We start from the raw sequence: 11,551 nt of genomic DNA, 5'->3' as shown, positions 1-11,551 counted from the left end.
TTATAAAGTTCTTATTTTGTTAAAAATTTAGTTACAATAGTGCAAATTTTAAACGTAAAGGTTTCTTATGTCGGATTATATTATTTTAGTTGGCATTTTTGTTGTGGCGGTTGTTGTCTTTGCGCTTATCAAAAAGGTCTCTTTTTAGCCTTTAAATTTCTCCCACCACAAGTAGGCAAAGATGAGCCCAAAGCCCTTGACCTTGCTCTCGTCAAAGGCAAATTTCATCATATCTTCTCGTTTTATAAAAACTAGCTCGATATCCTCGCCATCGACGCCGCCGCCTGCATTTACCCTCATGTTCTCATCGATCTTTGCGTAAAACATCGTTTGCATATTGCCACCAAAGCCAAAAGCGCCATACGTCATCGTTATGCGCTCCATCTCTTTTAGCTCGTATCCGACCTCTTCGATTGCCTCTTCTCTAGCAGTCTGCTCTTCGCTTAGTCCCTTATCCATAAGTCCTGCGCAAAGCTCATAAGTAAAGCCTTGCTCACTTGTTTTGATGCCTTCTTTTTCTTGCGAGTACCAAACAGCTGGGCGAAACTGCTTGACAAACAAAAATGCATCTTTTTGCTCGTGATATAAAAATATACTGACGCTATTCATCACTTTGACGCAGTCCCAGTCTCTTTGCAAGCCATTTTGTTTAAATTTCATCTTAAATGGCTTTAGGTATTTTGACTCACCAAGAGGTAAAATTTCTAAATTTGTTATAGTAGTATCCATTTTGCAAGTCCTAAAAAGCTAAAAAATCCTATCGCATCGGTAAATGTAGTAAGAATGACCGCCGAGCCAACGGCAGGATCGATGTTAAAGCGCCTTAGTGTCAAAGGTATGATCGTGCCAAAAAAGCCAGCAAAGAATAAATTTGTAACCATACTAAGGCTAATAACCACGCCAAGCATGCCTTTGTCAAACCAAACAGCGGCTATGACGCCCATGATAGCGCCAAAGATGAAGCCATTTACGAGTGAGATAGTCACCTCACGCTTTAAAACGCTCTTTGCATCTTTAAATTCTATCTCGCCAAGTGCCAAACGACGAACCGTAACAGCAAGTGCTTGCGTGCCAGTGTTGCCACCCATTGAAGCAACTATTGGCATAAGCACGGCAAGTGCGACGTAAGCTGCGATCGTCTCGTCAAAAAGTCCGATGATAGATGAGCTAAAAAGTGCTGTTAGTAAATTTACACCAAGCCAAACCGCACGGCCACGACCAGCTTTAAATAGCGTATCGTCCTCTTCTGACTCGTCATCAACGCCAGCTAGGTTATAAATTTGCTCTGTTGCGCTCTCTTGGATGTAGTCGTGGATATCATCATACGTGATACGACCAAGCAGTATGCCAGTGCTACTTGTAACTGCGATAACGTTTAGATCGTACTCTTGAAACATATCAGCGACATCTTGCATGAGATCCATATCGTTTGCCATGTGAGGCTTGTAGTGGTCGATCTGGGTTGATTCGATATTTTGTTTTAGCGTCTTTGTAAAGTCAAAAAGGATGAGATCTTCAAGCGGGATGGCGTATTGCAAGACGCTATTTTTATCGATGATGAAAAGCTGTGAGACGTTTTCTAGTTTGCCTTCTTGCTTCTCTTGTCTTAGTCTTGCGACTGCGCTGCCAAGCTTCTCTTCAAGATGAGCTGAAAATAGCTCTGTTTGCATGTGCGCACCAGCTCTATCTTCGTCATAGCTTCTAAGTCTTAAAATTTCATTTTGATTTTCTTTATCTAGCTCGTTAAAAAGCTCTCTAGCCTTGTCCTCATCGATATCCTCGATGTATTGAAGTAGGTCTGTCGCATCGTCACTCTCTAGCTCTTCAAGCGCTTCTACGATCTTTTCAGCTGGGAGCGTGTCGATCACGTCTTTTAGCATGTGATCAGGTAGTTCTATCGCCACATCACCCAAAATTTCAGGATCTAGCTTTTCAAGGTACTTGGCAAAAAGCTCTTCATCGTGCTTTTTAAGTGTTTTAAGATGCTGGGCTAGCTCGTAAGCAGAGAGCTCACCGTCTTCTAAATTTTCATCTAAGTGCTGATCTATCAGCTCTTTTGCTTCTTCTAGTTCTTGGCTCAAGTTTTACCTTTAAAAATCTATTACGTTAGGGAAAAATTCCACCTTGTGATACTCTTTGTCGTTGCTTAGAGCTTGTCTTATCAGCTCATCATTTCTATTTATGACTGCTTTAAATTTAGCCGACTCTTTTTTATCTTCTATATTTTTTACGACCTTGATGGCGCTTTCTGGATTGATCGGCTTGCCGCCCAGATAGAGGCCAAAGTGTAGGTGAGGGCCAGTACTCATGCCACTTGTGCCAACGTATGCTATTAACGTGCCTTGTTTTACTCTAAGACCGCTTCTTATGCCCTTTGCAAAGCCATTTAGGTGCGCGTAAAGCGTCTCGTAGCCGCCAGCGTGAGAGATGATGACGGTTCTGCCGTAGCCACTCTTTTGTCCGACAAATTTGACCGTGCCATCGCCTGCGGCCTTGATCGGTGTGCCTTTTGGAGCACCGTAATCAACTCCAAGGTGTGCTCTATATCTTTGAAGGATCGGATGCCATCTTTTTAGGGTGAAATTTGATGTAATCCTAGCGTTTGCAAGAGGGCGAACGAGCAAAAATTTGTCATTTTTCTTGCCGTTTTTATCATAAAATTTATCTTCAAATTTATACATCACGTAGCGTTTGTTTTTAGTCTCTATCATCGCTGCGTAAATTTCAGGTGTGCCAAAAGAGCGCCCCATGCGTAGTTTTTGGTTATAAACGATAGCGATCGTATCGCCTTTGTTTATCTTTTTAAAATCAATCCCACTGCCGCTAAAAACCTCTTTAAAACCAAGCGCTAGCGTGCCAGAACCAGTGTAGTCAAAGATATCTTCAGAGACTGATTTATCTACTTTTAGGGCTAAAACTTTATCTTCGCTTTGGTATAAGATCGGGATAAACTCAAGCTGAAATTTGCCCTTGTCATCTCTATAAATATGTATCTGAAGCTCGTCACTAACGGGGATGAGAGCTTGTTTAACCTCACCGTTATCGTCTTTGTAAATTTGATATTTTGTGCCAGCGATGATCTCTTCTGTTAGCTCTTGATCTTCGCTTGCTAGGTTGTAGTAAAGTGAAAGTGGGATTTTATTTGTTTCAAGGAAATTTAAAAAGCTGCTGCCATTTGGCCAACTAAGCTCATCGACAGTTGGTTTTATAGCATATAAATTTATACATAATATTGCAAAAATCACAAATATACGAGGCATCGATATCCTTTTAAAAAGCTGGAGGGGATTTTAACTAAAACTTGCTTTAATTTTGCAAAAGATAAAGCATTTTAGGCTATAATCGCTCTAAAAATTTAAACTTAGGAGATATTTTTGAAACGTATAATCGTGATTTTATCGCTGTTTTTTGGCTTTGCTTTTGGGGCTGATTTTTCTTTAAATGAGTATAGAACTCCTCTTATTAGCGTCGAGAGTGACGGCACAGCAACGATAGTTGATAGTCCTGAAATTTTGATCGGATCAAGCGGCGTTGTGCTTCATAAATTTGACACTGATAGCTCTATCATCGCAAGAGTGAGCGTTGTTTCAAAAAATGCCGGCTTTGCGAAGGTTAGATTTGAGGTGTTTGACCTGCTTGAGCAAAAGGCTCTCCCACTCCCTGGCATCGCACCTGCAAGTGGCGATATAGTCGTGCTAAACTACCTTTATAATCGCTCGCTAATCGTCGTGCCAAATAAAGAAATTTATGAAGAGGTTTTGGGCGCATTTCCTAATATGATATTTATCCATCCAGACCTTGTCGGAGCATACTTAAGCTACGAATACAAGCCAAATCCAAGCAGAGATGACTTTAGAAAGATGTGCGCTCAAAGTGCAGCTGGCCTTATCTTTGTCGCGATGGATGGCAGAAGCGTTTTTGCTGATTGCCAAAGCTTTAAGGTGCTAAAAGAGTTTAAAACTGGCGAGGTTGAGTATTACCAACTACCATTTTATACAAGAGTTAGCGACATAGACACTGTGTTTTGGAAGCTAAATAGCGAGCACATCAACAACTACGACGCTCACTACGAAAAACTTTTTGAAGAAGACAACTGATAAATGAGCCGTTTGTCCTTAAGCAAGAGCGATTTAAAGAGTGGTTTAAATTTGCTAGCTGCTCTTAAGGACAAAGAGCTCTTTCACTACGCAGCAAGCCTTAGTTTTCACACGATCTTATCGATCATACCGATACTTCTTATATCGTTTTCTATCTTTACAAAACTTCCTAGCTTTGAGGATTATTACGCCAAAATTCAAGACTTTGTCTTCTCAGCTCTTTTGCCAAGTAACCAAGAGATCATCTCAAACTACTTGCAAAATTTCCTCCAAAATAGCGGAAATTTAGGCATAGTTGGCTTTGTGGCGATGATATTTACTTCAGCTATGTTTTTTAGCGATTATGAATACGTAGTTTTAAAAGTGACAAGAGCTAGCAAGGCTAGGGGCTTTTGGTCGGCACTTAGCTCGTACTGGACGCTCATCACGCTTGCACCACTCGGACTTGCTGGCAGTTTTTACCTCTCAAGCCTTGTGCAAGAGATGCTAAACTCGACTAAATTTACAAGCTGGATAAATTTCTTAAGTATCGTGCCATATCTCATCATCTGGGTGATATTTTGTGTCACATATCTCATCTCAGTAAATGACGAGATAAAATTTAAAAGCGCGTTTTTTAGCTCATTTGCTGCCTCGCTCGTTTGGTATCTTGGCAAGTCAGCCTTTGTCTATTACGTCCTTTACAACAAGACCTATCTAAGCGTATATGGCTCGTTTTCAGCTGTGCTTTTCTTCTTTGTATGGATATATATCTCGTGGATCATCTTTTTATATGGGCTTAAATTTTGCGCCTATCTCTCAAATAGCTCTAAATTTAAAGGATAAATTTATTGCCAGCTGGCAATTTTAAATTTACCAGCTAGCAGAATATGTAATATTTTATGTTAAATTTTATGTATTTAGCGTTTAAATTCGCAAATTTCTATCTTGATATCAAGCTCTTTGCTAAATTTGCTAACAGCCTTTTCAAGCTCGTCTTTATCAAAGCAGATAAGATCAACATAAGAGTGCTTAGTGCCAGTCGCTGCGCCCATACTCTCGCAAAAAGTGCTCCCTTCAAGCTCATCTTCTATCTTGTTTTTGCTATCAACACCAAATTGCACATCGCCGCCGTGATACAATACTAAAAAGCAGAAATTTATACCAAGCTCGTAAGCTTCATTATAGATATCACTTTTGCCGTCATAGTATTCATTTAGTAGCGAGGTTAGGCTCGTATATCCCATAAATACATCATCTCTTAGTGCGTCTGAGCGGGGTTCAGGCTCATAAAAGCTAAACTGCTTTAGCGGTTCGCTCGAGGCCTCTTTGCCAAATTTATCATCTATAAGATCGGCAAAGTCGGTAAGCGCGACGCCTTTTTCTCTTGGCTCATCTACGATCTCAAAGTCGCCAAGTGTGTTTATCATCGCTGTCTCGCCAACAACATTGTCGCAAAGTATAAAAGCTAGTGTGTAGGCTTTATTTTCATCTTCGCTTTTAAGCTTGCTTAAAGTTTCATTGTATAGGCACATATCCACGCTTTTTTCTTCAAAATTTGCATAGACCATGACCTCGTTTGCATCAACACTCACGCCATACATCTGTATAGTGGCTACTTCGCGCGGTGCACGTGGTTTACCAAGCGTGCAAGTAAGCTTTGCCTCATACTCTTTTGGCATGCGTGATTTGATAAATTTAAGCCAAAAAAGCCTATATTTCATCCCTTCTGGTGTTAGCACTAGATCGATCTTATTATCAACAAGGCCTATCATAAAAGTTGGATCTACTAAACATAAATTTAGCGCCTCTTCGGTCATTTTGCTTGCAGTTTCGTAATTTTTATCCTCTAAATTACGCTTGATAACGTCTAAATTTTTACCAAGCTCGCACCAAAATTTATCAACCCTGCTAGCAAAGCTAGAACTCTTTTTAGAAAACCACATTTTTATCCTTTTTGTTAAAATTTTCAACATTTCTTTGCGTATAAATTTTCATCGATGGAAATTCTAACGCACTTAGTTTGTCATAACCAACTTCGTTAAAAACGCAGCCTGTGTCGATATCTGCGCTATTTTTATAAAATTTTACCTCTCTTACTGGCGTGTGACCATAGATGTTAAAGATACCACTAACTTGCATCTCGTCACCTCTGCCTGAGAGTAGGTGCCTTTTAAACTCTTCGCTAGCATATTTGTCGTTTCTTAGCTCCCACATATTGCCAACGGCTGAGTGAGAGACGACTAGATGCTCGCCATTTTGGGTTTTATAATCTTTAAATTCCAGATAAACTGGCCTGCTTTCTAAAAAATCCACATGCCTTTGCTTAAACTCTACGCTTTGTCCAAGATAAGATCTATATGTCTCTTCGCCGCCGTTTCCAAAGAACCAGCTCCTGTCAAATGGAACTTTGTTGTTTAGAAATTCAAATTTATTGCTAAGTAGCCTTCGCTCGTGATTTCCCATTACCATTTTATAGTCATTTTGCATGATAAGCTCGACCACGTCGCAGCTAAAAAGCCCCCGATCTATCACGTCGCCAACAAAGCAAATTTGAGATCTTTCTTTGTTTGGAAACTGCTTGATAAGCTCTAAAAGCGTGTTAAAACAGCCGTGAACGTCGCCGATAATGTAAATTTGCTCGCTCAAATTTTCTCCTTTGCGCCAAATTTTAGTCTATTAAACTTAAAAATAAAGATTGTTATTTGCTGATAAATTTAGAAAGAAAAATTATTTATGAAATTTAAAGCAGTAGGGGGCAAAACCCCCTAAAATCATTGTGCGTAAAAGCCGCTAACCTTGCCAGTAAGGTCAATCATGATGTTTTTCATCTGAGTGTAGTGCTCAAGGATGATCTTGTGTGTCTCACGGCCGATACCTGAGTTTTTATAGCCACCAAATGGGCTTCCTGCTGGAATTTGGTTGTAAGTGTTGATCCAAACCCTGCCAGTCTCCATAGACCTTGCAACGCGAAGCGCTTTTGTGATGTCTTGTGTGAAAATTCCGCCACCAAGGCCGTATTCGCTGTCATTTACCATTTTGATAAGCTCGGCTTCATCTTTAAATTTGATGACAACGCCAACTGGTCCAAAGATTTCCTCCTGAGCCACTCTCATATCGTTTGTCACATCAACTAGCAGCGTTGGCTCGACAAATGCGCCCTTGTCGCAACCATTTGCGGTGTAGGCTTTGCCACCGACTGCTACTTTTGCGCCTTCTTTTTTGCCGATCTCGACGTAGTTTAAGATTTGCTCAGCTTGTTTTTTATTGATCTGAGAGCCCATTTGAGTCTTAGGATCAAGTGGATCGCCAACTTTTATAGTACTAAATTTCTTAACCGCAGCCTCTATAAATTTGTCATAAAAGCTCTCTTCTACGAAAATTCTCGATCCCGCGCAGCAAACTTGACCTTGGTTAAACAAAATTCCAAGCTGAAGGCCATCAAGCGCCTTGTCTAAATTTGCGTCGCTAAAAAAGATATTTGCGCTCTTGCCACCAAGCTCAAGTGTAGCTGGGATGATACGGCGAGCCGCAGCTATGGCGATATCGCGGCCGATCTCGGTTGAGCCAGTAAATGCTAGCTTGTCAAGGCCTGGGTGGTTTTTGATCCACTCGCCGCTCTTGCTGCCTTTGCCCGTTACTATATTTATCAAACCTTTTGGCAAAATTTTATCTATCAGTCTAAATAGCTCAAGCACGCTTAGGCTTGTCTCGCTTGAAGGCTTAAATACGCTCGCGTCGCCTGCTGCGATCACTGGAGCTAGCTTCCAAGCTGCCATTAGAAATGGAAAATTCCAAGGCACGATCTGACCCACGACGCCTATTGGCTCGCGTAAAACGATAGAGAGTTGCTTCTCGTCAAGCACGTTTGCGCTGCCTTCTTCGCCCATGATAACGCCAGCAAAGTACCTAAAATGCTCTGCTGCAAAAGGGATATCGACATTTAGCGTCTCACGGATTGGCTTGCCGTTGTCCATACTTTCAACTTTTGCGATGTGCTCTTTGTGCTCGTCGATGATATCAGCGATCTTGTTTAGCAGCTTTGCGCGCTCGCTAACTGTGGTGTGTTTAAATTTATTAAAAGCCTCACGTGCAGCACGAACTGCGTCATTTACATCTTCTTCAGTAGCGTCAGCGATCTTTGCAAGGTGCTCGCCGTTTGCTGGATTTTTGGCATCAAGTGTAGCGCCGTCTTTTGCGTCACGCCACTCACCATTTATGAAAAGCCCGTATTTTTCAAGTAGTTTCATACTTTTCTCCTTGATTAAGATTTTGTAAAAGGATTATAATATTAATAAAATTTATCAAAAATAAATTTTGGACATAAATTCTCTTTTTTAATAAATTTTATTATTTAAAGTAGGGTGATTTTAAATTTAACTCTGCCAAGATAGCAAAAACGTAGTCTCGCCATCAAGTTCGCTTTGGCATTTTACGGTGATGCCATTTTTCTTGCAGCACTCTTTGACTAAATTTAGTCCTATGCCAAAGCCGCCTTGATCGTCGTTAAATCTCGTGTAGCGATCAAAAATTTTCATCTGATCCTCTTTGCTGATGCCACGTCCAGAGTTACTTATGCTAAAGAAATTTGGCTCTAAAACGATGCTAACCTTTGAATTTGGCGCTGCGTATTTTGAGGCGTTACTTAAGAGGTTGTCTAAAATTTTACTCACATCCTCAAGGTCTGCGTTTATGAAGCTTGGCTTTAAACTAGCCTCTATCTTAAGTCCGCGTTTGGCAAAAAATGGCGAGAAGTAGCTAAGTCTTTGCGTGGTTAGTAAATTTAGATCGATTAGCTCTTTTTTGCTTGGTTTATCGAGGTTAAAGCTTAGATGAACGAGCGCGTCATAGATGCTACCTAGGCTCTTTGCAGCAAGGCTGATGTTGTTAAAACGCTTTAAATTTCGCTCATTTAGGTTTTCAAGATCGGCCGTTTCTATACTCATCGAGATAACGCTTAGGGGCGTGTTTATCTCATGAGTTGAGTCTTTTATGAAGTGATTTAGCGTATCTATCTTTTCATAAAGTGGCTTTAGGCTTAGTTTTGCTAAGTAAAAGGCGATGAAAAGTAGTATAAAAAGGAAAAATATAGCATCCACAACGCTTGAAATTACAAGTGATAAGATCTCTTTTTTGATGTCCTTGCCTACCAAAAATATCTCAGCGCTAGATAGCTCATCTGTTATGTCGTTATCCATACTTTGGATGTTTTCAAAGATCGTGACCTTTCCGTTTATCAAATTTATATTTTTTTCTTTATCTATATTTTCGCAGGCAAAGTCCTGATAAATTTTCGCTCCATTTTTTGAGATGATGCAGGCTTTTACCCCTTTTTCTTTTGTTAGGCTTGAAACCGAACTAAGACCATTTGTCCTTGCTTTCATGTAAATGCCCATCTTTATCTCTTTTAGCATTTTGACCTCGTTTAAGATGAGCGCATTTTTTTTATTTTTGTAGTCATTTATGAAAAAATAGCCCAGAAAGAGCACGGAGCTAACAAGATAGAGGGATAAAATTTTAAATAAAATTTGCGTCTTTTCAGACATAGATATAGCCATCTCCACGCCTGTTTAAAATGGCATCTTTGCCTAAAATTTGACGTAGATTTTTGATATAGACACGAAGGCTAAGCTCGCTTGGCTCCTCGTCAAATTTCCAAATTTTATTAAAAATTTCATCTTTGGTTAAAATTTTGCCTTTGTTTTGCAAAAATAGGGCGAGCAGGTCACTCTCTTTGCTTGAGATACTTATCTTTTCGCCATTTTTACTTAGAATTTTACTTTGTGGATGAAAGCTAAGCTCGTTTGAAATAACGACCAATTCGTCGTTGTTGTGCGAGAAATTTCTCTTTAGAAGCGCTTGTATGCGGATAAGTAGCTCTTTTAGCTCAAATGGCTTTTTTAGATAGTCATCGCAGCCGCTTTTGTAGCCTTTTTCAAGGTCGTCTATGGTGTTTAGCGAGGTGGTAAATATGCTAGGTGTTGTGACGCCAAGCTCACGTAGCGATGAAAGTAGGGAGAAGCCGTCGCCTTGCGGGAGTTTGACGTCTAGTATAAGTAGGTCAAAATTTCGCTCGTATGCAAGATCTAGTGCGTCTTTGGCATTGTTTGTAGTGGTGACATCGTAACCATTTTCGCCCAGATACTCGCTTATTAGATCAAGTAATGTTTCATCATCTTCAACAAGCAAAATTCTGACCATCAAGTGCCTTTACATGCCTTTTTTCATTTCGTCTTTCATGCCCATGTCGTCTTTTTTCATACCCATGTCGTCTTTTTTCATACCCATGTCGTCTTTTTTCATTTCGTCTTTCATGCCCATGTCTTCTTTTTTAGCTTCGTGTTTTTTGACAGGATGTTTTTTAGACATATCATCTTTCATCATCTGCTCTTTCTTCATCATCTCATCTTTGCCCATCTTGTCCTTTTGCATCATTTCAGTAGCATTTGCAAGACCGCCAAACATAAACATAGCACCAAGTGCAACTAAGATTAACTTTTTCATAAAGTCTCCTTTAAATTAAATTATGTTGCAATTGTAGTCACTTAGTGTGAAATAAGTGTGAATTTACGCAAATACAAAATAGATAACTGGAAGCGTGATAAATGAAAAAAGCACGCCAATAGCAACTGATGAGATGGCTAGTGAGCTATCAAGTCCAGCTTTTATGACCATCGCACTTGCAAGAGCTGATGTTGGCATCGCACATTGAAAGAGACCAACGACCCAAGTTTTGCTCATCTGGATGCCTGAGACTTTTAATATGATGAAAAATACGATAGCTGGCAATATCATCTTACACAAAAGCACGACGCTAACGCCTTTATATGAGCTTGTGATACTGCTAAAGTTAAGACCAACGCCGATCGCAAAAAGTGCCACTGGGGTGACGCTACCTTCAAACATCCTAAGTGGCGCAAAGATAAAATCTGGAAGCGGGACTTCTTTTAAGACAAGACCCATAATGAGCGCGATAAATGGTGGAAATTTTAAAATTTTCATCGTATTTTGAAAGAGCGAGACCTTCTCAGGTGCGGCAAAAGATAGGATGAGTGGTCCAAGGATCGAAAGTGGGATACCAGTGGCTATTTGATCGTAAAAGATGACCTCATTTACCATCGCATCGCCAAAGAAGCCCTGAATGACAGGCATACCGACAAATAGTGTGTTACCAAAAAGGCTTAGCATGACCATACTGACGGTTGTTATTTTGGTAAATTTAAAAACCTTACCTATGACAAATGCCAAAGCAGCGCTAATGGCGGTTGAGGCAAAGCCGATTAAGATCGTATTTATAAGCGAGGCATCGACATTTACGTGGTAAATTTTATCAAAGATTAGCGCAGGCATTGCAAAACAAAGGACAAAATCCACAAATGGGATCGAGTGCTTTTGCTCAACAATGCCGACTTTTTTAGCAAAAAAACCAGTTGCGATTATGAAAAATATTGCAAAAAGTGGTGTGAAATTCATAG

General features: G+C 40.1%; 12 protein-coding genes. 2 read left to right on the top strand and 10 right to left on the bottom strand.

Going from position 1 to position 11,551, the window contains the following annotated elements; genetic code table 11:
• Window positions 1-144 precede the first annotated feature (144 nt).
• Genes CVS81_RS05815 through CVS81_RS05805 form a run of 3 tightly spaced genes read right to left on the bottom strand, consistent with a single transcriptional unit; the run spans window position 145 to window position 3,260 of the window.
• A complete protein-coding gene (locus CVS81_RS05815; protein ID WP_107965380.1) occupies window positions 145-729 on the bottom strand; it encodes an NUDIX domain-containing protein in 585 nt (194 codons plus the stop codon).
• Window positions 714-2,081 (bottom strand): magnesium transporter, encoded by a 1,368-nt coding sequence (gene mgtE, locus CVS81_RS05810; protein WP_107965379.1) that lies wholly within the window; start codon window positions 2,079-2,081, stop codon window positions 714-716. The genes CVS81_RS05815 and mgtE overlap by 16 nt, the downstream gene beginning before the upstream one ends.
• 9 nt (window positions 2,082-2,090) lie before the next feature.
• Window positions 2,091-3,260 (bottom strand): peptidoglycan DD-metalloendopeptidase family protein, encoded by a 1,170-nt coding sequence (locus CVS81_RS05805; RefSeq protein WP_021088210.1) that lies wholly within the window; start codon window positions 3,258-3,260, stop codon window positions 2,091-2,093.
• A gap of 114 nt (window positions 3,261-3,374) precedes the next feature.
• On the opposite strand from CVS81_RS05805, the gene CVS81_RS05800 reads away from it, so the two are divergent.
• Both CVS81_RS05800 and CVS81_RS05795 read left to right on the top strand, forming a co-directional pair.
• Window positions 3,375-4,097: a plasminogen-binding N-terminal domain-containing protein gene (locus CVS81_RS05800; protein ID WP_002942758.1), complete on the top strand. Its 723-nt coding sequence runs from the start codon at window positions 3,375-3,377 to the stop codon at window positions 4,095-4,097.
• Window positions 4,098-4,100: 3 nt separating this feature from the next.
• Window positions 4,101-4,922 (top strand): YihY family inner membrane protein, encoded by an 822-nt coding sequence (locus CVS81_RS05795; protein ID WP_002942744.1) that lies wholly within the window; start codon window positions 4,101-4,103, stop codon window positions 4,920-4,922.
• A gap of 74 nt (window positions 4,923-4,996) precedes the next feature.
• Here the strand turns inward: CVS81_RS05795 and CVS81_RS05790 are convergent, their stop codons facing one another.
• The 7 genes from CVS81_RS05790 to CVS81_RS05760 all read right to left on the bottom strand — a co-directional run bounded on the left by CVS81_RS05790 (window position 4,997) and on the right by CVS81_RS05760 (window position 11,549).
• Window positions 4,997-6,022, bottom strand: a complete 1,026-nt coding sequence (locus tag CVS81_RS05790; RefSeq protein WP_107965378.1) for a hypothetical protein — start codon at window positions 6,020-6,022, stop codon at window positions 4,997-4,999.
• Window positions 6,009-6,725 (bottom strand): metallophosphoesterase, encoded by a 717-nt coding sequence (locus CVS81_RS05785; RefSeq protein ID WP_107965377.1) that lies wholly within the window; start codon window positions 6,723-6,725, stop codon window positions 6,009-6,011. The genes CVS81_RS05790 and CVS81_RS05785 overlap by 14 nt, the downstream gene beginning before the upstream one ends.
• 125 nt (window positions 6,726-6,850) lie before the next feature.
• Window positions 6,851-8,326, bottom strand: coding sequence for an aldehyde dehydrogenase family protein (locus tag CVS81_RS05780; RefSeq protein WP_107965376.1), 1,476 nt, complete (start codon window positions 8,324-8,326; stop codon window positions 6,851-6,853).
• 126 nt (window positions 8,327-8,452) lie between these two features.
• Window positions 8,453-9,622 (bottom strand): sensor histidine kinase, encoded by a 1,170-nt coding sequence (locus tag CVS81_RS05775; RefSeq protein WP_107965375.1) that lies wholly within the window; start codon window positions 9,620-9,622, stop codon window positions 8,453-8,455.
• Window positions 9,615-10,277 (bottom strand): response regulator transcription factor, encoded by a 663-nt coding sequence (locus CVS81_RS05770; RefSeq protein WP_107965374.1) that lies wholly within the window; start codon window positions 10,275-10,277, stop codon window positions 9,615-9,617. Before CVS81_RS05770 ends, CVS81_RS05775 begins: the two co-directional genes overlap by 8 nt.
• 9 nt (window positions 10,278-10,286) lie before the next feature.
• Complete coding sequence (locus CVS81_RS05765) at window positions 10,287-10,580, bottom strand: hypothetical protein (protein ID WP_009293910.1); 294 nt, start codon at window positions 10,578-10,580, stop codon at window positions 10,287-10,289.
• Window positions 10,581-10,643: 63 nt separating this feature from the next.
• Window positions 10,644-11,549 carry an AEC family transporter gene (locus tag CVS81_RS05760; protein WP_103610693.1) on the bottom strand — a complete coding sequence of 302 codons (906 nt, stop codon included), beginning with the start codon at window positions 11,547-11,549 and terminating at the stop codon, window positions 10,644-10,646.
• Window positions 11,550-11,551: the final 2 nt, after the last annotated feature.

This window comes from Campylobacter concisus (assembly GCF_003049065.1).
GTDB lineage: Bacteria > Campylobacterota > Campylobacteria > Campylobacterales > Campylobacteraceae > Campylobacter_A > Campylobacter_A concisus_BE.
Note: the sequence above shows the minus strand (reverse complement) of the source record. Positions and strands in the feature narration are given on the sequence as shown.

Excerpts from the sequence above, each read along its gene's own strand:
- CVS81_RS05815 (WP_107965380.1), bottom strand. The coding sequence starts at position 729 with ATGGATACTACTATAACAAATTTAGAAATTTTACCTCTTGGTGAGTCA.
- CVS81_RS05805 (WP_021088210.1), bottom strand. The coding sequence starts at position 3,260 with ATGCCTCGTATATTTGTGATTTTTGCAATATTATGTATAAATTTATAT.
- CVS81_RS05795 (WP_002942744.1), top strand. The coding sequence starts at position 4,101 with ATGAGCCGTTTGTCCTTAAGCAAGAGCGATTTAAAGAGTGGTTTAAAT.
- CVS81_RS05790 (WP_107965378.1), bottom strand. The coding sequence starts at position 6,022 with ATGTGGTTTTCTAAAAAGAGTTCTAGCTTTGCTAGCAGGGTTGATAAA.
- CVS81_RS05780 (WP_107965376.1), bottom strand. The coding sequence starts at position 8,326 with ATGAAACTACTTGAAAAATACGGGCTTTTCATAAATGGTGAGTGGCGT.
- CVS81_RS05775 (WP_107965375.1), bottom strand. The coding sequence starts at position 9,622 with ATGTCTGAAAAGACGCAAATTTTATTTAAAATTTTATCCCTCTATCTT.
- CVS81_RS05770 (WP_107965374.1), bottom strand. The coding sequence starts at position 10,277 with ATGGTCAGAATTTTGCTTGTTGAAGATGATGAAACATTACTTGATCTA.
- CVS81_RS05765 (WP_009293910.1), bottom strand. The coding sequence starts at position 10,580 with ATGAAAAAGTTAATCTTAGTTGCACTTGGTGCTATGTTTATGTTTGGC.
- CVS81_RS05760 (WP_103610693.1), bottom strand. The coding sequence starts at position 11,549 with ATGAATTTCACACCACTTTTTGCAATATTTTTCATAATCGCAACTGGT.